The following is a 22,340-nucleotide window of genomic DNA, read 5'->3' as shown; positions in this document are numbered from 1 at the left end:
GGAGATGACGTATGTGGCACGATTGGCGGCACTCATCGTTCTTGTTATACCTGGAATCTTAGCAGCTTATGGGATTAAACTTATGCGTGATACGTTTTTCGGTATTGCGAATTTAGGAACACTTCCCCTTGGGCTTCAATTTTTATTTGGTTTAGCATTGACGATTTTAGGTATTGGATTTTTTGCTGGATTTCTACTACGTCGTGACCGAAAGAATGGTCGCGTATCAGAACGGTTCAAAGAAAAACAAAAAAGTTGAATTCCCTGTCGGAATTCAACTTTTTTGTGCTTTTATGACGCGATCTGGAAAATCAGTAATCCATCCAATGACATTTTCCGGAGGATTTTTCAACATGGCTTCCTTCCCTGATAGTCCATAGAAACGAAATTGATAATGAGAAGGCAGATTCTGTACCCAGCTTGCTTCACTAAATCGTTTATTTAAATGGATGGTCTGAAGCCATTTTAATGAGGAAACGTACTCCCAGTCTGTCGATTTCTTTCCGATAAGACACCATTCTCGGTCCGGGTGACTGTTGTGTCCCGATTCAAGAATCGCTACTTCAAAGGATGAAAAATGAACGTCTTTGAAGTCCTTCACCAGTTCTGCCACTTCTGATATTTTTTCATGCTTTCCCATATACGTTTCTTTAAGTTCAATATTTAAAGCCACTTTCGATGTAGATGCAAATTGCAGAAATTCGGTAAGGGTCAAAATCCGGTGACCAAACCATTTACGGAAAAATCGACGCCCCACTTTCCATGTCATCACTTCTTCTGCAGCCACATCGCGAATCTGCTTATTTTGTCCTGTCAATCGAAATAGATCAAGGTCATGGATGACCATATGTTGCCCGTCGGCAGTCAATTGGAGATCAATTTCAATACCATCCGCTTTCCTTGCAATTGCCTCTTCGAAAGCAGCAAGCGTATTCTCCATTTTATATCCGGATGCGCCTCGGTGTGCATATACGGGTAACATTAGCGTCTTCCTTTCTAGCTGGCCATGTTCTCTAGACGAATCTTGTCTGCAATCATGGCAATAAATTCTGAGTTGGTAGGCTTACTCTTTAAGTGATGCACGGTATACCCAAAGGTTTGTGAAATTGTTTCATAATTTCCTCGGTTCCATGCGACCTCAATCGCATGACGAATCGCGCGCTCAACACGTGAAGGTGTTGTATCAAATTTTACTGCAATTTCCGGATAAAGAACTTTCGTGACAGATCCAAGTAGTTCAATATCATGATAAACCATTTGAATGGCTTCGCGTAAATAAGAATACCCTTTAATGTGAGCGGGAACCCCAATCTCCTTGATGACATTCGTAACTATATAATCAATCCCTCTTGCCTGAAACACTTTACGTGCTTTTCCTTCTTTGCGCTCTGCTGCAGAACCAGCCACTTGCAAAATCTGTTGGACAAGTCGATCAAATTCAAATGGTTTTAACATGAAATAGGCTGTCCCTAAATCTACAGCTTGTTTCATGACTTCTTCTTGACCGAACGCTGTTAGCATAATGACTTTCATATTCGGATACAGCTGATTTTCATGCAAGTGATCCATAACAGCGATTCCATCTAGATGTGGCATGATAATATCCAGTAGTAGGACGTCGGGTACACGTTCTTCTAATAAGTCCAAACACTGTTTTCCATTGTAAGCTGTATGAATGACCTCAATCGATGGATGATTTTGAAAATACTCAGCGACAGTGGTCACCAAATCTCGATTATCATCAACTACCATAATTTTTATCTTTTCCACATTCCCATCCCCTTTGTCGGAATCTTTCTATAGTTTTACTATAGACTTTTCTCTCACTGAAATAAATCGTGCTTTTGTAGGATAATTTCTTCCCAATCTGACAAGATGTGCCATAAAAACGTCTGTTTGTCGAATAATCTTTTCATAAGTATAATCTTTACGTCGTAACTCCTCTACTAAAAAATCCAAACCTCAATGAGGTTTGGATCCATTTAGAATATAATCAACCGAAAGTGCAGCACCTTTTGCAGTGTTTTCGACACTCATATGTGTAAGGACTCCCACTACATTCCCATCTTGCAAGATAGGACTGCCACTCATGCCTTGTATTATGCCTCCTGCCTTTTTCAGCAATCGTTCATCCGTCACTGTAAGAAAGATATCTTGCTCAGTAATCCGGTCTATATGAATGACATAGTCTTGTGGTTCTGTCCCTTCGATGACCGTTCGGACAAGCGCTTTTCCGGTTGCAGGTTGTTGATGAGGCAGTTCTTCTCTTTCATAAGGCCATTTGCTCAGTTCACGTTCAGTCCCTTGAATGCCTAGTGTACCGTTTGTGGAGACCTTCGCTTCTCTGATAGGAAGAACTGGCGTCGTCAGTTTATAGCCAGGTCGTTTCGCTTCAGAACGCACCACACGCTCTACTGCTGCGTACCGGATCTTCCCATTTTGTCCATCCGGTATCCATCCACTAGCTTTCTCTATAATCGGATGTCCTAGTGCGTAATACGTACCTGTTTCAGAATCAACAAAACTCATCGTTCCTGTTGCCGTCACACGGTCAACACTGACTTGCACAATTTTTTCAATTTCTTTTTTTGTGCAGGTGAGTGTATACTGTTTACCTTTGCGGGACACGTTAACTTCAATTGAAGGATTTGAATTTGTCTCGTGAAGTAAATCTTGAATGGAGACATATTCATTCAATTGATCCGCTGTATGGAGTTGTTGGCCACAAGCAGAAACTTCTCCAGTTAAAATGATATGACCAATGGGTAAATCAATTTCCATCGTGTGCCCGAGCGGAATAACATCTGCATAGACAGGTAGTGACGATCCCAAAAGTATACTGAACACGACCAGGCCGACGCGTTTCAAAAAAATCACCTCCTTGCAGCTAGTTTGCGGCAAGTAAGGTGAAAGATGTGTGGTCAGATTTTGTTAAATGGACTATTTTTTTGACTGAGCCGCGAGTAATAACTCTTTTGCGTGATGAAGAGTAATCTCTGTAATCTCTTCTCCAGCCATCATACGACTTAGTTCTTCCGTTCGCTCATCAAGAGTCAATGATTGAAGCGAAGTGACCGTCCGTTCATCCGTGACACGTTTTTCAATTCGCATGTGATGGTCTGCGATGGCTGCAACAGCCGGTAAATGAGAAATGACCAGTACTTGTGAATCTTTTGCAATTTGTCCAATTTTTTCAGCAATTGCTTGTGCGACTCGACCTGAGACACCTGTGTCGACTTCATCAAAGATGATGGATGTGATCTCTTGATGTTTCGAGAAGATACTTTTCAATGCAAGCATGACGCGACTGAGTTCTCCGCCCGAGGCAATTTTTGTGAGCGGTTTTAAAGGTTCCCCGACATTTGTCGAAATATAAAATGTTACGAGATCCCGTCCATTGTCTGTAAACTGCTTCTGTTGTTCCACACGAACTTCCATAACAGCTCGGTCCATATAGAGTGCGCTTAATTGCTCCATAATTCGTCGACTTAAGTCGGCTGCCGTTTGCTTTCGAATCTCTGTCAGTTCATTTGCCTCTATAGCTAAATCTTCTTCGATTTGTTTTACTTTTCTCTCAAGTGAATGCAGTTCTTCATCGCGGTTCGTCAGTTGATTCAATTGTCGCTCCAGTTTGGCTCCATACGCAATAACTTCATCAACTGAAGATCCGTACTTTCGCTTTAGCGTTTGTAACAAGGCCAGTCGGTTCTCTACATATTGAACACGCTCTTCATCATATTCCATCGCTTCAAGTTGCCCTTGAATTTGAGATTGCAAATCTTCTAGAATGAAAAATGCGTTTGCGAATTCGTCTGCAATTTTTTCATAATTCGGTTGAACTGGCGCCAAATCCTGAACAGCCTGAAGTGCGACACTTAAATATTCCATCCCAGCAGATTCAGAAGACATCGCAGCTGAAGCCGTCTGCAATTTATCAACGATTTTTGTATAGTTCATCAGCTCTGTGCGTTCTATCTGTAACTCTTCTTCTTCCCCCGGAAGTAGATTCGCTACTTGAATCTCGTTTAACTGAAAACGGTATAAATCCATTCGGTGGGTCATTTCTTGGTCATCCATTTGAAGAGACTGCCAGCGCTTTTTCGTTTTCATATAATCTGCATAAAGATGACTATAAGCCTCTTTTGCAGCTAACAGTTCCGAATTGCCAAATTGATCGAGTAGTCGAATATGTGCTTTATCATCCATCAACTCTTGGCTTTCATGTTGACCATGTATGTCAACAAGTGTCGAACCAATTTCTCTTAAAACAGCGATGGTCACTAACTTCCCATTAACTCGACAAGTACTTTTCCCGGAACTGTTTAGCTCCCTTCGAAGGATAATACTTTCCTCATCTGTAGGTATTCCGAGTTCTTCGAGCTTTCGATAACTTGCATGGGTATTTGAGGTGAGGGAGAATAATCCTTCGAGCTCTGCCCGTTTCGCTCCGTGGCGAATAAACTCACTTGAGCCTCTAGCCCCGCATAAAAGTTGGACAGCATCAATGATAATGGACTTCCCTGCGCCCGTCTCACCTGTTAGTACTGTCAGACCTGCCTCAAAACTGATACTGAGTTCGTCGATAATCGCAAAATTGCGTATTGATAGTTCAGTCAACATACCGTGATCGCTCCTCTTACAACATCTCCAGTAATTTGTTTTTGATTTCTTCCCGGTCCTTCTCTTCACGACAGAGGATAAGACACGTGTCATCTCCACAAATCGTCCCTAAAATCTCGTCCCAGTCCAAATAATCAATTAACGATCCAATAGCATGCGCATTCCCAGGTAAAGTTTTCATCACAAGAAAGTGACTCGCCCCATCAATGGAAACAAAGGCATCTGTTAATGCCCGCTTTAATTTTTGCATCGGATTAAACCGTTGATCTGCTGGTAAGCTATACTTGTTCCTTCCGTTAGACAATGGTACTTTCACTAAATGCAGTTCTTTAATATCCCGAGACACAGTAGCTTGTGTCACATTGAACCCTTCCGCCTTCAAGAATTCGACTAAATCATCTTGCGTTTCCACTTCATTATTGGCAATAATGTCTCGAATGCGAATATGTCGTTGCCCCTTATTCATTCCAATCACTCCATTGTATATTTATACTGTCTTATCCCTACAGTATCATTGTCGGGGAAGAGAAACAAGTCACAAAAAAGACCATGGAATCAAGATTCCATGGTCGTTGACTTACTAAGTGTAAGGTGTGCTTCATTCGTTAATACGTGAAATGCGTCAAATTCCGCCACCTCGGTAGCAGTCTTTTTTAAATGAAATAGAAACTCTATATTCCCTTCTCCACCGGTAATTGGAGAAAACGTCGCTCCAAGAAGTTTAAAGCCTGCTGCATTTGCATAGTCCTTTACCTGAGCGAGTACATCTTCATGAACTTTTGGATCACGTACTATCCCTTTTTTCCCAACGCGCTCTTTTCCTGCCTCAAATTGAGGTTTTACAAGGGCCATCACTTCTCCTTCGTCCACTAAAATCGTAGATAACGCAGGAAGGATTAAGTTCAACGAGATAAATGACACATCAATGGTTGCGATTTGTGGTAGACCTACCTCAAAATCTTCAGGCTTACTATACCGGAAGTTCGTACGTTCCATCACCGTGACACGCTCATCACTCCGAATTTTCCAATCCAATTGATTATATCCCACATCGAGCGCATACGCATGACGGGCTCCGTTTTGAAGGGCGCAATCCGTAAATCCACCGGTGGAAGATCCAATATCTAATAAGATTTTGTCTTTTATATCTAGGCCGAAAAAATCTATTGCTTTTTCAAGCTTCAGGCCCCCGCGGCTCACATATTTCAACCGTTGCCCTTTTAAGACGAATTCACTTGTGATCGGTACTTTTTCGCCAGGTTTTGTAATTTGTTCTTCATTAACATAGACTTGTCCTGCCATAATCGCTCGTTTGGCTTGTTCACGTGAGGTGAAAAATTGTTGATCGACAAGCAGCACATCTACTCGTTCTTTTGGTACATGACTCATCCGGCCTGTACCTGCTTTACTTGTGTACGAATTCGTTGTTTCAAATCTTCGACAGTAATGTGGATTTCACTCAGAAGCTCAGGTACGTCTCCATGCTCAATAAAGCAATCGGGTATACCCATTCGGTCTATATCAACATGGACCCCTTTATCATTGTAATACTCAAGCACTGAACTTCCAAATCCACCTTGAAGTACACTCTCTTCTAGTGTAATCAGAGGAATGGAACGGCTTGCTAGTTGATCTAATTTATCATAATCCATTGGTTTAATGAAACGTGCATTGACCACTTCTACATGAATTCCTTCTGTAGACAATTCCCTTGCAGCTTGTTCCGCCATAGGAATGGTTGTTCCAAAAGTTAATATCGCTGCGTCATTGCCTTCTTTTAGCACTTCCCAACTGCCAATTGGAAGGGTCATCAATTCTTCATCCATCGCCACCCCTAAACCATTCCCACGTGGATAACGCAGAGCAATTGGACCGTCGTTATACTCGATGGCTGTTTTCACCATGTGCTGACCTTCATTCTCATCTTTAGGCATCATAATAACCATATTCGGCATATGTCGTAAAAACGAAATGTCATAGACGCCTTGATGCGTCTCTCCATCCGCACCAACTAAGCCCGCTCGGTCAATTCCTAAAAAGACATTTAAGTTTTGCCGACAGACATCATGTAACATCTGGTCATAAGCACGTTGGAGGAAAGTAGAATAAATGGCGACGTACGGCTTCATACCGTCCATTGCCATCCCTGCAGCCATAGTAATTGCATGTTGTTCGGCAATTCCGACATCAATCATGCGGTCTGGAAATTCAGATGCGAATCCTTCAAGTTTAGATCCTACGGGCATGGCTGGCGTGATTGCCACAATACGCTGATCCTCGCGTGCTAACTTACGCACAGTCTCTGAAACTAAGCTGCTCCAAGAAGGACCTTTTGCAGAAGACTTTACAAAGTCACCCGTTTCCATTTTATAAGGACCCGTTCCGTGCCAAGTACCGACTGTGTCTTGTTCAGCAGGTTTAAATCCTTTTCCTTTTTTCGTAAGGACATGAATCAATACAGGACCATCTGCATTTTTTGCATACCGGAGATTCTCTTCTAAATCCTCAAAATCATGACCATCAATAGGGCCAAGGTACGTGAAGCCCATCTCTTCGAAGAATGCGCCAGATACCATCAAATATTTAATGCTATCTTTTACTTTTTCCGCAGCAGAAGCAATACGCCCTCCAACCGCTGGAATTTTCTTCATTAAATACTCGAGGTCATCTTTCGCCTTGTTATACGAACCATGCGTGCGAAGTTTCCCAAGGATATTATGAAGAGCCCCCACATTAGGTGCAATCGACATTTCATTGTCATTTAAAATGACAATCATCTTCGTTTTTTCATGGCCAATATGGTTCAATGCTTCAAGGGCCATTCCACCTGTTAATGCCCCGTCCCCAATAATCGGTATTACGTGGTTTGATTTCCCCATCACATCACGCGCTTTTGCCATACCCATAGCTGCTGAAAGAGACGTAGAACTATGTCCGGCCTCCCACACATCATGTTCGCTCTCAACCCGTTTAGGGAAGCCACATAACCCTTTGTATTGACGAAGTGTATCAAACTGCGTCGCACGACCTGTTAAGATTTTATGCACATACGCTTGGTGCCCGACATCCCAGATGAGTTTATCATCCGGAGAGTTGAACATTTTATGTAAAGCAATAGTCAGTTCAACGACACCAAGATTTGGGCCGATATGTCCACCTGTCACAGATAATTTTTCAATCAAAAAGTCACGTACGTCCTGACTTAAGTTCTGTAACTCTTCATTCGTTAATGTTTTTAAAAAGGATGGATTTGTTATTGTATTAAGATCCACTTCCATCACACACCTTATCTTGTTATTCCTGAATTTATAGGTACTCTATATGATAGCAATATCAAGCCGTAAAATACAGTAAGAAGTCAGTTTCCACGATAGGCGATGTAATTCGCAAACGCTTCAAGTAACCCTTTATCCTTCCCGATTTGACGAAGGGCATCAAGAGCCAGACGGAAGTACCGATCTCGCTCATGTTTCGCTCCATGTACTGTCAGGAGGGCTGGATACGTACTTTTTTCCTGGACCTGATCTTTGCCTGCTGTTTTTCCGAGTTCTTCTGAACTTGCTTCGACATCTAATATATCATCTTGGATTTGGAACAGGACGCCTATGGCTTCTGCGTAAGTACAAAGAGCTACACGGTCTCGTTCATCTGCATTAGCTAACAGTGCCCCCGCATCAATGCTGAATTTGAGAAGGGCCCCTGTTTTTAATGCATGGATTTTCTGAAGATGGAGAAGGTCCACAGTCTTTCCTTCAGCTTCTATATCCATTAACTGTCCACCGACCATACCTGGAGCACCAGCTGCTCGTGAGAGAAGTTGAATCAATTCGACTTTTTGCACAGGCGTATAATGGGGCGATTGACTAATGAGCGCAAAGGCTTCTGTGAGAAGGGCATCCCCTGCTAAAATAGCTGTCGCCTCTCCAAACACGATATGATTTGTAGGTTTCCCTCGACGAAGGTCGTCATTATCCATAGCAGGCAAGTCATCATGAATTAATGAATACGTATGGATATATTCCAAGGCGCACGCTGCATCGTACCCACGTTCAAGTGGTTGCTTGAACTCTTCAAGCACAGCAAGTAGAAGCATTGGGCGTACACGTTTACCCCCTGCTTCGAGTGAGTACATCATAGCATCCTTTAAAGTCGGGGTTATCTCCTGTGTTTGAATAGACTCCATAAGATGGGCGTTTAAGGGACTACTTTGGCTTTGGAGAAAAGCTTGGAGTGATGTATCCATATTAGGCCTCCTCGTCTTGATCGATAAACTGAACGAGTTGCTTTTCTGCATCTTGTAATTTAGTTGTACATAATGCCGAAAGCTCCATTCCTTTTTTATACAAGTCGATGGATTCTTCAAGAGGTACATCGCCTTGTTCGAGACGACGTACAATTTCTTCAAGTTGTTTCATTGCTTCTTCAAATGTTAAGTTCATGCGTCTCTTCCTTTTCAATAGATTGAATGACAGCTTGAGCTTTTCCGTCATGATAGACAATTTGAATCAAATCGCCAGTTTCAAGTTGATGTGCAGATTTAACAAGATGGTCTTCTTTTTGCGTCAGCACAAACCCTTTTCTCATCGTCTCTAGTGGACTAAGAGCTTCAAGCGTTCGGATCAAATCACTAAATTGTTGCTGTTTTTTTGTAATCAACGAACGCTCAATATACATGAGACGGCTGGTTACATCACTTTTCTGTTTTTCAGCTCGTGCTATTTTTTGATGAGGGTGGAGCGACCGTAGTCGAACCGTGTAGTGATCAAATTTTGACTTGGCGTGTATAACATAATTTTCATAGGCCCGTTCAAGTCGTTCATTTAATTGTACATGCGACTCTAAAAAAGGTCGGTACATACGTAACGGTTGTGAAAAAACTACGGCTTGTTTCAATTTAGTTAAGTCTTTCATGTGTTGTTGCATGATCGCCGCTATTCTGTTTTCACTACGCATTTGATAATCCGTGATGGCTTGACGCAACTGAAAATGGTCAGGTACCGCAAGTTCCGCTGCAGCCGTTGGCGTCGGTGCGCGAAGATCCGCCACAAAATCTGCGATTGTCGTATCTGTCTCATGACCAATAGCACTGATAATCGGAAGCGGACTTGTAGCTATGGCTCGAGCTACAGGTTCTTCATTAAACGCCCAAAGGTCTTCAATGGAACCACCCCCACGCCCTACAATGAGAACATCGACTTGATGCGACAGTTCTGCTTTATTAATGGCTTGAACGATTGAAAGTGCTGCCCCTTTTCCTTGGACGAGTGCAGAAAATACTGTTACCTTCGCTAGTGGGAACCTTCGTTCTAGTGTCGTCAACATATCCCGTATAGCTGCACCTGTAGGCGATGTGACTATACCGATATGCAAAGGAAACTTAGGAATCGGTTTTTTTCGATCAGGGTCAAACAATCCTTCTTGTTCGAGTTTTTTCTTTAGTTGTTCATAGGCTACGAATAACGCACCAATCCCGTCCGGTTCCATGGTCTTCACATAGAGTTGATAATTACCGGCCGCTTCAAACAGACTGATGTCTCCAGTAACAAAGACATTCATGCCATCTTCTGCTTTAAAAGGGAGGTGACGAGCTTGAGAAGCAAATAATGCACATGAGATCCGGGCACCTGCGTCTTTTAATGTAAAGTAAATGTGGCCATTCGAATGGTACTTAACATTCGATAATTCTCCTTTTACATACACTTTACGCAAGTGAGGGTCTGCATCAAACTTTTTCTTCAGATAGCGAGTAAGCGCTGTAACAGTTAAGTAACTGTGCTCGGTCGTCATATTTTCTCCCTCACTTTCTGCAAAATAAGCTTGTACAAGTGTACAAGCTTATCCATGTTTACTATTTAGAAAGCTTCCGCTCAGCACTCAGACATGTATTTTCCATTAGCATGGCAATCGTCATCGGCCCGACGCCTCCTGGAACAGGGGTAATAAATCCAGCGACTTCGGAAGCGGAAGCAAAATCAACGTCACCCGATAATCGGCCATCAGAGTTGCGATGTATTCCCACATCGATTACTGTTGCTCCAGGTTTAATATGATTTTTTGTAATCATTTGAGGTTGACCGGTTGCAACAATTAATAAATCCGCTTGCTTCGTGAACTTTTCAAGATTCTGTGTACGTGAATGCGTATATGTGACCGTAGCATGCCGATTCAGTAGTAATTGCCCCATCGGCTTCCCAACAATGTTACTTCGCCCAACGATAACAGCATGTTTCCCTTCGATGGAAATGGAAGAATAATCGAGTAATTGAATGATCCCATACGGTGTACATGGAACAAATCCCTCTTGATTAAGCATCAATTTTCCGACATTGACCGGATGAAACCCATCGACATCTTTTTCAGGTAAAATGGCTTGTAACACGTTGTTTTCATCAATATGTTTTGGTAACGGAAGTTGAAGTAAGACTCCATCTACCGTTGTATCTTCATTTAATTGATGAATGAGTGTAAGTAGTTCTTTTTCTGAGATGGTAACGGGCTTGATGATGACTTCTGATTTCATACCGAGACGTTGACTTGTTCGTTCCTTACTCGCCACATAGGTTTGAGAAGCAGGGTCATCACCGACTAAAATAACGGTTAATCCCGGTGTAATTCCCTGTCCTTTTAATAATTTCACTCGTTCTTCTACTTTTGAAATGACTTGTTCTGCAATCTGTTTTCCATCGATGATCTTTGCTGTCATGTTGCACACTCCTAGTCGTTGAGGTATTTAGATAATACGCCATTTACAAAGCGGCTTGATTGTTCATCACCATAAGCTTTCGTTAATTCGATCGCCTCGTTTAAGACAACAGGTTTTGGAGCATCTTCTCCAAATAAAATTTCATAAACAGCCATACGAAGAATGGTTCGCTCAATTTTCGGCAACCGAGCTAAAGACCAATTTTCTAGTTTTTCATTTAAGCTGCCATCGATTTCTTCTCGCTTTTCCATCGTTCCTTGCACGAGCAATTCGAAAAAAGCATCTTTTTCTTCGGTCACATGTGCCATCGCTTCATGGACATCCATTTCCGAATGATCGAGTTGAAACAACACGCGTAACGCATGTTCGCGAGCATCTCTTCTTTTCATATTGTTGAACTCCTTTATCTTTCACTATGCTACTCATCATAGCATAGAAATGAGTGCGACAAAACTTAATTCCCTATTCTGATAAGTTCGTTTTGCCCATCAAAAAGGAAGCACCTCATTTGGAAAAATGAAGTGCTCCACTTTTTTAATTCTCTGTTGTTTCGAACTGGATACCAGTCACGTGAACATTAACTTCTTTCACTTCTAAACTCGTCATATTGGCAATCGTCTGTCGAACATTTTGTTGAATCTCTTGCGCTACTGTTGGTACAGATTTTCCATAACGAACCGAACAAAATACATCTATGAATAAGCCTTCTGAAGAGATATCTGTCTTGATACCTTTTCCGTGAATCTTCTTACCGAGCATTTCAGCAACACCCACTGCAAAATTTCCACGTGTTGCGGCGACACCTTCTACTTCATTTGCTGCAATTCCTGCAATAACTGTGATAACTTCAGGAGCAATTTGAATCGTTCCTAAATCATCTTTAACAGTTGACATTTGAAAATACTCAGGTCCTTTTGTTTCCGCCATACTACCTCATCTCCCTACTCTTTCATTAACTCATAACGCTCTAAAAACTTCGTATCAAAGTCTCCCGAACGGAAAATTTCATGATCCATCAAACGTATATGGAACGGAATTGTCGTCTCGACTCCATCTACGATAAACTCTTGAAGAGCACGCTTCATTTTCAACACCGCTTCTTCACGAGTAGGCGCATGGACAATTAACTTTGCGACCATTGAATCATAAAATGGAGGGATGGAATAGCCTGGATACACGGCAGAGTCCACTCGAACACCATAGCCACCAGGAGGTAAGTACATTACAACTTTTCCTGGAGAAGGCATAAAGTTTTTCGATGGGTTTTCTGCGTTAATACGGCATTCAATCGCCCACCCATTTAACTGGATATCTTCTTGTTTGTATGCAAGAACTTCACCCGAAGCAACGAGGATCTGTTGCTTAATTAAATCGACTCCTGTAATCATTTCCGTTACCGGATGTTCCACTTGGATTCGAGTATTCATTTCCATAAAGTAAAACGTATCATGAATATGATCGTAGATAAATTCCACTGTGCCAGCAGATTCGTAATTAACTGCTAGAGCTGCCTTAACAGCCGCTTCGCCCATTTTAGCACGTGTTTCTTCGGAAAGGGCTGGAGAAGGTGCTTCTTCCACCAACTTCTGCATGCGGCGCTGAATGGAACAATCTCGCTCGCCTAAATGAATGGCGTTCCCATGCCCATCCGCTAACACTTGAATTTCAACATGGCGGAACTCTTCAATAAACTTCTCTAAATACACACCAGGATTTCCAAAGGCTGCTTGCGCTTCTTTTTGGGTGATTTTGATACCCGTAATTAGTTCCTCTTCACTGCGTGCAACACGGATTCCCTTCCCGCCTCCACCAGCAGTGGCTTTGATAATGACTGGATAGCCAATTTCTGAAGCAATGCGCGTCGCTTCATCTTGTGTTTCCACAATTCCAGTAGAACCTGGTACAACAGGTACGCCAGCTGCACGCATTGTTTCACGTGCGACGTCTTTTGTTCCCATTTTAGAAATAGCGGAACTTGAAGGACCGATAAATTTAATGTTACATGTTTCACAAAGCTCTGCGAAATCCGAGTTTTCAGCTAAAAATCCATAACCCGGGTGAATTCCGTCAGCTCCTGTCAATTTCGCAACACTCATAATGTTTGAGAAATGTAGATACGAGTCTTTGGATAAGTGGGGCCCGATACAATACGCTTCATCTGCAAGTTGTACGTGAAGCGCTTCTTTATCTGCTTCCGAATAGACAGCTACAGTCTCTATATCTAATTCTTTACATGCTCGAATAATGCGAACTGCAATCTCGCCTCGATTTGCAATTAATACTTTTTTCATTGAAATCACCTCTTCGCTGAATTATTTAATCGAGAATAAAGGCTGACCATATTCAACAAGTTGGCCATCTTTAACATGGATTTCAGCGATTTCCCCTTCAATTTCTGCTTCGATCTCATTAAATAGTTTCATTGCTTCTACGATACAAACAATTGTGTCCGCATTCACTCGGTCTCCAACTTTCACATAAGAATCAGCTTCTGGTGATGAAGAGGAGTAGAATGTTCCAACCATCGGTGATGTAATTGTTTTATAAGATGATGACGCTTCTGATGATGTTGATTCTTGTTTTTCAATTGGTTCAGCTGGTGCGGCTTCCACCTTTGGTGCATCCGTTTTTGGAGTCACCACTGCTGCCGGTTGTTCTTGTGGTTGTGCAGATGTATGTACAGTAGGACGCGTTTCTCCGTTATGTTTTTTTAGTTTTAATTTTGTACCTTCCGCTTCGAACACAAACTCATCCAAAGTCGATTGATCCATTAATTTAATGATTTCGCGAATTTCTTGAATTTTCATGTATACCGAGCTCCTCTATTTCGTGATTGTCTTATCTACACAGTCTATTCTATCGTTTTTCTGTTCAATGCGCACCTATTTTTAGTACCTGCTCTTAGATTTTTCATTGTTCTGTATTCAAAAAAAATAAAAACCCGCATTTCGCGGGTTTAATACGCTGAATAATCCACTTGTACTTTCGCTGCCCCTGGATACTCTTTTTTTACAGCATAAATAATGGAGTTGGCTTCTTCAGGATCCAGCATTTCCGCTGCCACGTTGACCATTACTTGATCTTGTTCGATTCGTACTAGTGACTCCGGATAGCCAAGAGAGTTAATAACCAGTTCCAACAATGCTTCAGTCGAGTCTTGAGTTGTCAGCAACTCAAGTTGCGCATAGGCTGCATTTTTTTCTTCTGCTGTAAATTCAGGTGAACCTATCTTTTGTGTTAATTGTTCACGTAGTTGACTACGTTTCGCTTCGACTTCCATTCTCATCTCCTGAAACGTCTCGTTTACAGGATAGGATACAGGTTGAGCCGCTTCATCTGATTCCGCCACTTCATCCTCAAATAATACTATCCCGTCAAATGGGTCTGGACGGTCATTTAATACATAAACAGAAAATACTGCACCCAAACTAAGTAATGTCAGAAACCAAACGGTACGTTTTTTAGGGTTCATTTTCTACTCCTTTCATAGGTTCCACAATGACGCGGTGTTCAGCGATTTGGAGAACGGATGCGACAGTCTGACGAAGTTTGAGCTTGATGGATGGTTGATCGGCTCCTTCCGCAATAACAAGCACGCCTGTGAGTTTTGAAGATTCTGATGGGAAATCAAATAGACGTGCTTGCGTATCTGCTTGATGAATATAAATTGTAATTTCCCCCGCTCCTTCCATTTTAGAAAGCACTTCTTCTAATGAGGAAAGTTGCGGTTCTTGTGAAGATGGAAAAAAATATAGAAAAAGGAGAAGGACGAAGAGACCAGCTATTCCAACTATTTGAATGGGAGGCTTGATGACAATCACCTACCATAGCGTATGACCATCAAAATAGAAATATGAATAGCAAACCCATCAAGAAAAGCTGCTTGACCCGTTGGATTTCGACTTCTCGTTCCTCCAGGAGGACACAACCGATTTCTGCCATAAGATACAGTGTGACAACGACGATTATGATTTCCATCTATCCACGTCCTAGTAGTTGAATAAAGAAAAAGAGATACATGGTGCAAAAAAAGATAACAGAAACAAAAAATAAAAACCAAGCAAGTGCAATAAAAATTAACTTTCCGACATCGTCGAGGATAGCCCCTGCTCGCTCACTACCTAAAGCGGAAATAATAGCTCCTGCTAATCGAAAACAAAATGCATCGATCAAAAGTTTACTAAATGGAACAAATGCAGCGCTTAAAACGGAAACCGCAGCGATGGCTCCACCAGCAATTGCAGACAAAGAGGCAATACCTTTCACAGTGGAAATACCTTCCGTAACAAGTGAACCAACGACGGGTATCGAATTCTGAATAATAGCAGCAAGAGATGGTTTGACTTGTTCAAGCGCAAAGTAACCAATCCCTCCGCTAACCGTAAGAAAGAAACTAAAACTGGAGAAAAAGACAACTAGTAGAAATACAAGGGTCGCACGTAGCAATTCATAAAAACGGGTTAAGCTAGCTCCTGAATCCACCCTGTTAAGGAAGACGATGACTAATGTAACCACAAATAATGGATAAACTACGCTCTTAATCAGTTGTAGACTGAACAAGCTATAAAATACGGTCAGAATAGGAGCGAGTGGAAAAACAATGAGCATGAACAGATGAGCGATACTGAGCGTTATCGGTATAAATGCTTCCCAAAGTGGAAATAGAGTCGTTTGTAGAAACTGAATAAGTGTATAGAGGTGTTCAAAGTACAAAATAATGGACCAGATGAGTAGCAGTACATAGAGGAATTCGTAGAGTTTTTGTTGTTTGGGCTGTAAATAACACAAAATCTGATAGGTAAAGGTCAAGATGAAGAGTTGCTTTATTAGTTCAAGTGGAAACATTCGTCACCGCATTTGTTGAAAATAGGCAATCCAATAGACGAGTAAAAAACATTTAATAACCATCTCTAGTAACTTACTAATGGCATCTTCTTGTTCTGATTGTAAATACGATTGGAATACTTCTAAACTGGCAAGCGCAAGAAATGTAATCAAAAATGCTTTAATGACTGGATGGTTCGCAACAGATAGTTGTTGATAAAGGGGACCAATTACCGGAACGAGCAGTTGAATGCAGCTAATCGTGAAAACAAGAAAAAATAGCATGGTCACATAAAAAGTGACAGGTGGATACAACTCTTGGACCACATGTTTTATGAGCAGATACAGCATGACCATCCCTACGAGCACAAGTATGGAGATGGTCACATCTGCGCCAACCACTGCAGGTACTCAGCCATCATCTCAAAGAACAGTTTTAATAGACGTAACAGTTCTGCTGTAAAATAGATGAATGCTGTGACTGATATGAAGAAGGTGTATTCTTTCTTGTCATTGGATTCAAGAAACACATGAAGTAAGGCAAGTAGTATCCCAACGCCTGCCATCCGAAAAATATCATCAAAGCTGACGTCCCTCACCTCCCCTTGCTTCAACTTATGCAGACTTCGGAGGAAATAGTAATTCAATTGTAAGTTGGCCTGAGGAACCATACTATGGAAGCTGGATTTATACTTCTTTCGAAATAAGAATACGGTTACCGTCTGAGTATATTTACATCATGTGGCAACCGTATTCCTATATCTTATAGAATTGAAAAAGCACAACTGGAATTGTGTAATGACGACAAGCACAAAAAAACTCCACCCGAATTGGATGGAGTTAGAAAGGTTATGCGCGAGAAACGTAAGAACCTTCTGATGTATTGACGATCAACTTGTCACCTACGTTAATGAAAAGTGGAACAGTTACAACGACACCTGTCTCAAGTTTTGCTGTTTTTGAACCACCACCTGATGTATCGCCCTTGATACCAGGCTCAGTTTCAATCACTTCAAGTTCCACAGTGTTTGGAAGTTCGACACCAAGTGTTTCCCCTTGGTACTGGATGATGCTGAGTTCCATATTCTCTTTCAAGAACTTCAACTCGTACTCAATTGAATTTTCTGGAAGCTCCACTTGGTCGTACGTATCTGTATCCATGAATACGTGTTGATCGCCATTTGCATACAGGTATTGCATTTTACGCGTGTCGATTTGAGCCTTCTCCACTTTTTCTCCTGCACGGAACGTGCGCTCGTTGACAGCACCTGTGCGTAGGTTACGAAGTTTCGAACGAACGAATGCCGCACCTTTTCCTGGTTTTACGTGTTGAAACTCAATGACGCGCCATAGGTTGCCATCAAATACAATGGTTAGACCTGTTTTAAAATCGTTTACTGAAATCATGGAAGTTCCTCCTATAAAATGACTAATTCTTTTGATGTGTGGGTCAGTTTCTCCAAACCGTTTTCAGTGACCAGCGCATCATCTTCAATGCGAACGCCACCAATGCCTGGCAAATATATTCCTGGTTCAATCGTGATGACCATACCTGGCTCCAATACGACATCGGAACGAGATGATAATCCTGGACCTTCATGAACCTCTAAGCCGATTCCATGGCCTAGAGAATGACCAAATGCCTTGCCATATCCTTTAGAAGCAATGTAGTCACGAGCGATGGCATCTGCTTCTTTTCCAGTCATACCTGGTTTAATGTTTTCAAGTGCAAGTAACTGAGAGTCAAGAACGACTTGATAAATTTCTTTAAGCTGCTCAGAAGGTTCTCCGACAGAGAGTGTACGTGTCACATCCGATACATAACCATTATAATAGGCACCGAAGTCGAGTGTTACGAAATCACCCGTTTTAATCACTTTCGACGTGGCAACCCCGTGCGGTAAAGCTGATCGTGTGCCGGAAGCAACAATAATGTCGAATGAAGAGGATGTTGCTCCTTTACTGCGCATAAACGACTCCAGCTCATTTGAAACTTCAAGTTCTGTCATACCTGGCTTAATAAATGACAAAATATGTTCATAAGCTTCATCAGCAATTTGACAAGCTTGCTTAATAATAGTAATCTCGTCGTCGCTCTTAATCAAGCGAATTTTTTCAACGATGCCGGAAGTTGGAACTAGTTTCGCTTCAAACGCATCTGAATAGCGTTCAAATTCCGCATAGGTCACTGCATCTTTTTCAAACCCTATGCTATCAAACCCTTGGTCTTTGATGACCTCTGCAATCGTATCTACAAGTGTTCCTGTTTGTTCAATAATCTCAAATCCTTGAATTTGCGCGTTCGCTTGTTCGGTATAACGGAAATCTGTAATAAAGTAAGCTTTCTCTGCAGAAATTATTGCAGCTCCTGCCGTCCCAGTAAAACCAGTCACGTAGCGACGGCTATGTGGGTTAGTTATTAATAGAGCAGATACATTTTGTTCTGTGAGTGTTGCGCGTAATTTTTCTAATTTCATTCTAATTCCTCCTTGGATACACACTATCTATAAGTTTATCACAGAGGAATTTACAGAGAAATCATTATATTCCGTAAGACGAAGAAAAGATGCCCAAGACGGGCATCTTACTTATAATCCACATTTCAATTGTGCTTGGCAATTCGTACACGTATTGCATCCACCGAGTTCTTCTACTGTCCCTTTTCGACATACTGGGCATGTATTCCCTACTTCGGAACCGATGGTTACATTGGTGCTTCGAAGATCTTGAATCGTATCAATCAAGACGATCGGTCGTTTTTCAGCCACAGCTACTGCTTGTGGTTCTTCCATATCATTTTCTTCTGCTTTCAATGTAAGAACTTGTGAATCACGGCTTCCGTCTACATATACCGTTCCGCCTTTTGCGCCACCTTTGTATAATCGTTCGTAAACGCCTTCGACTTGTTCGACAGTGTAGCCTTTTGGCGCATTCACAGTTTTTGAAATGGATGAATCAATCCAGCGTTGAATAATACATTGCACATCTGCGTGAGCCTCAGGTTTCAATTCCATCGCTGTCACAAACCACTCGGGTAATTCTTCATTCGACGCTTCTGCATGGGTATCCAAGTATTCACGAACTATATCCGCTTTAACTTCAATGAACTTTCCAAGACGCCCACTACGGTAATACGTGAACGAGAAGTATGGCTCAAGACCTGTTGAAACTCCGACCATCGTTCCCGTTGATCCTGTTGGAGCCACAGTCAGAAGATGTGAATTGCGAATTCCATGCGTTAAGATGGACTCACGAATCGACTCATTCATCCCTTGCATAAAGCCTGTTTTCGTAAATGCTGAGCGCAGACGAGCAGTCTCTTCATCTGTCTCACCTACTAAGAATGGGAAGCTGCCTCGCTCTTTTGCCAGTTCTACAGAAGTCTCATATGCCGTTTCTGCAATTGTTTGGAAAATTTGATCGACCAGTTGGTTACCTTCATCTGAGCCATAAGCTTTCTCGCAGTAGATTAAGAGGTCTGCCAGTCCCATCACTCCAAGTCCAACCCGACGCTCACCCAATGCTTGCGTTTTATTCTCTTCTAAGAAATAAGGCGTTGCATCGATGACGTTATCTTGCATACGAACACCAACACGCACGGTCTCTTTCAATGCTTCTAAGTCGACCGTTTTTGTTTCTTTATTCGCAAACTGTGCTAAGTTGACAGCTGCTAAATTACAAACGCTATAAGGAGCAAGCGGCTGCTCTCCACATGGGTTTGTTGCGACTACTTTTTGACCGTACGCTTTGGCATTCGTTTGATCGTTTGCATTATCAATAAAGAAAATACCAGGTTCTGCAGAATAGGTTGCGCAAATATTGATCAAGTTCCAAAGCTCACGCGCTTTGATGGTCCGGTATGTACGGACCTCATATCCCATTTGTTGCCACTCACGTACGTCACCTACTTTGTGCCATTCGCGATTGTAGACTTCCATATCTTCTTTCGAATAGTTTTCAACTGCGGGGAAGCGTAATTGGAATTCTGCATCCTCTTCAACCGCCTGCATGAATTCCTTAGTCAATGTCACTGAGATATTCGCGCCTGTTAGGAATTCTGGATTATGAACACTGTAGTGCCCACCATCACGCAGTTTTGTTTCTGCATCACGAATGATGGCTTCACTAAAGCCACCGAGTCCCGGAATTGCTCTATAATTAACGATACCTTGATACATCTGATCTTCCTGCTGGGAAAGTGGCTTGAATTTCAGTTTGTCCTTTGCTAAATCTTTAATCCAGTTGTCTTCCGTATTTTCGATCAAATACCGCAAAATTCGCGGATTTTGCATTTTGGAAATGATGAATTCAGCAATATCCGGATGCCAATCGGCTAGCATGATCATCTGTGCTCCACGGCGAGAGCCTCCTTGCTCAACTAGGTGTGTCAGCTTGGCAATATCATCTAACCATGACACAGACCCTGAAGATTTTCCATTGACCCCGCGTGCTAACGTGTTGCGTGGGCGAAGTGTTGAACCGTTCGTTCCGACTCCACCTCCACGGCTCATGATTTCCATGACCTGCTTTCGGTGGTCACTGATACCTTCCCGTGAATCGGGTACAAATGGCATAACATAACAGTTAAAATACGTGACATCCGTATCTGCACCAGCCCCATAAATGACACGTCCTGCTGGTATGAAACGAAGTGATACGAGTTCTTGATAGAATTTTTCGAACCACTCTTGACGTTTTTCTTCTGTAGTTTCCACAGAGGCAAGTCCAGTCGCATTACGTTTTGCGATTTGTTCATAAAAAATTTCAAGAGGCTTTTCAATGACAGATAGCGGACGCACGATCTCACCAGTCACTACTTTTTCGGGATCATCAATCGCGCTTCGGTATTCCTCATCGATGCGAACGAGTGCAGTCTTATTGTCCCAATCGATGGATACAATATGACCTAAACCTCGCGCCGGAAATTTCGGATCTTCTTTTACTGTTAAGACCACGAAATCCCCTGCTTGAAGGGTTTTCTTTTCTGTATCTTTGAAAGAATAACGATCAATCATGACCAGTCTAGAAACCCCTTTATGCGTAATTTTCATGTCTGGTGTCACTGGGTGAACTTGTGGAAATTTTGCGATTGACGCATTTAATTGATCAATTAAACCTTGTTGTTCTTGAATTGAAGATGTGACCATGCGAATTCCTCCCGAATGATTAATTGCCTTCTTGACACAATATATAGTGTATATAGAAATAATATAGCACAACATATTGGTTGTCTAGCGCCAGACAAACAAATTCACAGAATGAAACTTTGCACCTATTTTGGTTAATTTCCATAGCCCAGAAGTGGCGATTATTTTCTAAAATTCCACTCATCAGTACGGTACCTTGATGCTGTAAGGTTTTCTACATATTGTTGTTGCTCGGAAGATAATTGATATTCATATAATTCGATGGAAAGTGCCTGTTCAAAACCTTTTTTAAATGCGGGAATACATTCTTCTACAGTAATCGGATTTGTTAGTATTTTGTTAATGGAAACAGCTTTTTGACCTAAACGTGTTTTTGCTTTTTTACGTACGTCATCTGATGAAAAATGAAAACACTGAATATACTTTTCTTCATCTAGATCTACTAGAATGGCCCCGTGTTGTAAAATGACACCTTTTTGTCGAGTTTGGGCAGATCCCGCTACTTTTTTTCCTTCTACAAGGAGTTCGTACCATGAAGGGGCATCAAAACAAACTGCAGATTTGGGTTGATTTAATGCGGCACGTTGTTCTTCAGAGACAGGAACCGAAAATTCTGCACGTAATCCAAGATTACGAAATCCTTGTAAAATTCCTTCACTGATGACTCGGTACGCTTCCGTCACGGTTTTTGGCATATCTGGATAGTCTTCCGTGACGATGACACTGTATGTCAATTCATCTTCATGCAAAACAGCTCTGCCTCCAGTTGGTCTGCGTACAAATCCGAGCCCTAAACGTTTAATCGCTTCCATATCCACATCTTTTTCTGCTTTTTGAAAATACCCAATCGATAAAGATGCAGGTTCCCACTGATAAAACCGAATCACTGGAGGAATCAATCCTTCCGAATGCCAATCTAAAAGTGCTTCATCAAGTGCCATATTGTAAGCAGGATCTTGTTTACCTGAGTTAATAAAATACCATGTTGTGTTCATTGTTTTTCCTCCAATTATGTATTCACATTGAATCTCTATCTTTTACTTATT

The 22,340-nt window shown here is 41.8% G+C and carries 26 protein-coding genes; 1 reads left to right on the top strand and 25 read right to left on the bottom strand.

Features of this window, described 5'->3' with window-relative positions; all coding sequences use genetic code 11:
• Nucleotides 1-13 precede the first annotated feature (13 nt).
• On the top strand, nucleotides 14-259 hold the full coding sequence (locus ACFO0S_RS14090; RefSeq protein WP_378142801.1) for a DUF2627 domain-containing protein: 246 nt from the start codon (nucleotides 14-16) through the stop codon (nucleotides 257-259).
• Between the two features lie 15 nt (nucleotides 260-274).
• Here the strand turns inward: ACFO0S_RS14090 and ACFO0S_RS14085 are convergent, their stop codons facing one another.
• From ACFO0S_RS14085 to ACFO0S_RS13965, 25 genes are all read right to left on the bottom strand, one after another.
• Nucleotides 275-982 carry a glycerophosphodiester phosphodiesterase gene (locus ACFO0S_RS14085; RefSeq protein ID WP_378142730.1) on the bottom strand — a complete coding sequence of 236 codons (708 nt, stop codon included), beginning with the start codon at nucleotides 980-982 and terminating at the stop codon, nucleotides 275-277.
• 14 nt (nucleotides 983-996) lie between these two features.
• A complete protein-coding gene (spo0A, locus tag ACFO0S_RS14080; RefSeq protein WP_378142729.1) occupies nucleotides 997-1,770 on the bottom strand; it encodes a sporulation transcription factor Spo0A in 774 nt (257 codons plus the stop codon).
• Nucleotides 1,771-1,962: 192 nt separating this feature from the next.
• Nucleotides 1,963-2,868, bottom strand: a complete 906-nt coding sequence (locus ACFO0S_RS14075) for a SpoIVB peptidase S55 domain-containing protein (RefSeq protein WP_378142728.1) — start codon at nucleotides 2,866-2,868, stop codon at nucleotides 1,963-1,965.
• Between the two features lie 72 nt (nucleotides 2,869-2,940).
• Nucleotides 2,941-4,620 carry a DNA repair protein RecN gene (recN, locus tag ACFO0S_RS14070; RefSeq protein WP_378142727.1) on the bottom strand — a complete coding sequence of 560 codons (1,680 nt, stop codon included), beginning with the start codon at nucleotides 4,618-4,620 and terminating at the stop codon, nucleotides 2,941-2,943.
• Between the two features lie 16 nt (nucleotides 4,621-4,636).
• Nucleotides 4,637-5,086 carry a transcriptional regulator AhrC/ArgR gene (gene ahrC, locus ACFO0S_RS14065; RefSeq protein WP_378142726.1) on the bottom strand — a complete coding sequence of 150 codons (450 nt, stop codon included), beginning with the start codon at nucleotides 5,084-5,086 and terminating at the stop codon, nucleotides 4,637-4,639.
• Between the two features lie 89 nt (nucleotides 5,087-5,175).
• On the bottom strand, nucleotides 5,176-6,009 hold the full coding sequence (locus tag ACFO0S_RS14060) for a TlyA family RNA methyltransferase (RefSeq protein ID WP_378142725.1): 834 nt from the start codon (nucleotides 6,007-6,009) through the stop codon (nucleotides 5,176-5,178).
• On the bottom strand, nucleotides 6,006-7,898 hold the full coding sequence (gene dxs, locus ACFO0S_RS14055) for a 1-deoxy-D-xylulose-5-phosphate synthase (RefSeq protein WP_378142724.1): 1,893 nt from the start codon (nucleotides 7,896-7,898) through the stop codon (nucleotides 6,006-6,008). Before dxs ends, ACFO0S_RS14060 begins: the two co-directional genes overlap by 4 nt.
• Before the next feature lie 80 nt (nucleotides 7,899-7,978).
• Complete coding sequence (locus ACFO0S_RS14050) at nucleotides 7,979-8,863, bottom strand: polyprenyl synthetase family protein (RefSeq protein WP_378142723.1); 885 nt, start codon at nucleotides 8,861-8,863, stop codon at nucleotides 7,979-7,981.
• A 1-nt stretch (nucleotide 8,864) separates the two neighbouring features.
• Nucleotides 8,865-9,059, bottom strand: coding sequence for an exodeoxyribonuclease VII small subunit (gene xseB / locus ACFO0S_RS14045; RefSeq protein WP_378142722.1), 195 nt, complete (start codon nucleotides 9,057-9,059; stop codon nucleotides 8,865-8,867).
• Nucleotides 9,043-10,407 carry an exodeoxyribonuclease VII large subunit gene (gene xseA, locus ACFO0S_RS14040; RefSeq protein ID WP_378142721.1) on the bottom strand — a complete coding sequence of 455 codons (1,365 nt, stop codon included), beginning with the start codon at nucleotides 10,405-10,407 and terminating at the stop codon, nucleotides 9,043-9,045. The genes xseB and xseA overlap by 17 nt, the downstream gene beginning before the upstream one ends.
• A gap of 61 nt (nucleotides 10,408-10,468) precedes the next feature.
• Complete coding sequence (folD, locus tag ACFO0S_RS14035; RefSeq protein ID WP_378142720.1) at nucleotides 10,469-11,323, bottom strand: bifunctional methylenetetrahydrofolate dehydrogenase/methenyltetrahydrofolate cyclohydrolase FolD; 855 nt, start codon at nucleotides 11,321-11,323, stop codon at nucleotides 10,469-10,471.
• A gap of 11 nt (nucleotides 11,324-11,334) precedes the next feature.
• Nucleotides 11,335-11,712 carry a transcription antitermination factor NusB gene (nusB, locus tag ACFO0S_RS14030; protein ID WP_378142719.1) on the bottom strand — a complete coding sequence of 126 codons (378 nt, stop codon included), beginning with the start codon at nucleotides 11,710-11,712 and terminating at the stop codon, nucleotides 11,335-11,337.
• A 145-nt stretch (nucleotides 11,713-11,857) separates the two neighbouring features.
• Entirely contained in the window at nucleotides 11,858-12,250 is a 393-nt protein-coding gene (locus tag ACFO0S_RS14025; protein WP_378142718.1) for an Asp23/Gls24 family envelope stress response protein, read from the bottom strand.
• 14 nt (nucleotides 12,251-12,264) lie between these two features.
• The gene (gene accC, locus ACFO0S_RS14020; protein WP_378142717.1) at nucleotides 12,265-13,614 is read right to left on the bottom strand and encodes an acetyl-CoA carboxylase biotin carboxylase subunit; all 1,350 of its coding nucleotides are present in this window, start codon (nucleotides 13,612-13,614) and stop codon (nucleotides 12,265-12,267) included.
• Nucleotides 13,615-13,635: 21 nt separating this feature from the next.
• Nucleotides 13,636-14,130, bottom strand: coding sequence for an acetyl-CoA carboxylase biotin carboxyl carrier protein (gene accB / locus ACFO0S_RS14015; RefSeq protein WP_378142716.1), 495 nt, complete (start codon nucleotides 14,128-14,130; stop codon nucleotides 13,636-13,638).
• Between the two features lie 149 nt (nucleotides 14,131-14,279).
• A complete protein-coding gene (locus ACFO0S_RS14010) occupies nucleotides 14,280-14,795 on the bottom strand; it encodes a SpoIIIAH-like family protein (protein ID WP_378142715.1) in 516 nt (171 codons plus the stop codon).
• Complete coding sequence (locus tag ACFO0S_RS14005; protein ID WP_378142714.1) at nucleotides 14,785-15,015, bottom strand: hypothetical protein; 231 nt, start codon at nucleotides 15,013-15,015, stop codon at nucleotides 14,785-14,787. The genes ACFO0S_RS14010 and ACFO0S_RS14005 overlap by 11 nt, the downstream gene beginning before the upstream one ends.
• Nucleotides 15,016-15,163: 148 nt before the next feature.
• Nucleotides 15,164-15,301, bottom strand: coding sequence for a hypothetical protein (locus ACFO0S_RS14000; RefSeq protein WP_378142713.1), 138 nt, complete (start codon nucleotides 15,299-15,301; stop codon nucleotides 15,164-15,166).
• Entirely contained in the window at nucleotides 15,302-16,168 is an 867-nt protein-coding gene (locus ACFO0S_RS13995; protein ID WP_378142712.1) for a stage III sporulation protein AE, read from the bottom strand.
• 3 nt (nucleotides 16,169-16,171) lie between these two features.
• The gene (locus ACFO0S_RS13990) at nucleotides 16,172-16,534 is read right to left on the bottom strand and encodes a hypothetical protein (protein WP_378142711.1); all 363 of its coding nucleotides are present in this window, start codon (nucleotides 16,532-16,534) and stop codon (nucleotides 16,172-16,174) included.
• Nucleotides 16,531-16,746, bottom strand: a complete 216-nt coding sequence (locus tag ACFO0S_RS13985) for a SpoIIIAC/SpoIIIAD family protein (RefSeq protein ID WP_378142710.1) — start codon at nucleotides 16,744-16,746, stop codon at nucleotides 16,531-16,533. Before ACFO0S_RS13985 ends, ACFO0S_RS13990 begins: the two co-directional genes overlap by 4 nt.
• A gap of 250 nt (nucleotides 16,747-16,996) precedes the next feature.
• Nucleotides 16,997-17,554 carry an elongation factor P gene (gene efp, locus ACFO0S_RS13980; protein WP_378142709.1) on the bottom strand — a complete coding sequence of 186 codons (558 nt, stop codon included), beginning with the start codon at nucleotides 17,552-17,554 and terminating at the stop codon, nucleotides 16,997-16,999.
• An 11-nt stretch (nucleotides 17,555-17,565) separates the two neighbouring features.
• Entirely contained in the window at nucleotides 17,566-18,624 is a 1,059-nt protein-coding gene (locus ACFO0S_RS13975) for a M24 family metallopeptidase (RefSeq protein WP_378142708.1), read from the bottom strand.
• Between the two features lie 111 nt (nucleotides 18,625-18,735).
• Nucleotides 18,736-21,294, bottom strand: coding sequence for a vitamin B12-dependent ribonucleotide reductase (locus ACFO0S_RS13970; protein WP_378142707.1), 2,559 nt, complete (start codon nucleotides 21,292-21,294; stop codon nucleotides 18,736-18,738).
• Between the two features lie 161 nt (nucleotides 21,295-21,455).
• Nucleotides 21,456-22,289, bottom strand: a complete 834-nt coding sequence (locus tag ACFO0S_RS13965; protein WP_378142706.1) for a lipoate--protein ligase family protein — start codon at nucleotides 22,287-22,289, stop codon at nucleotides 21,456-21,458.
• Nucleotides 22,290-22,340 lie beyond the last annotated feature (51 nt).

This window comes from Chryseomicrobium palamuruense (assembly GCF_042649045.1).
GTDB classification, from domain to species: Bacteria; Bacillota; Bacilli; order Bacillales_A; family Planococcaceae; genus Chryseomicrobium; species Chryseomicrobium palamuruense.
The sequence above is the reverse complement of the archived record's forward strand: the minus strand, read 5'-3'. Positions and strand labels throughout refer to the sequence as shown.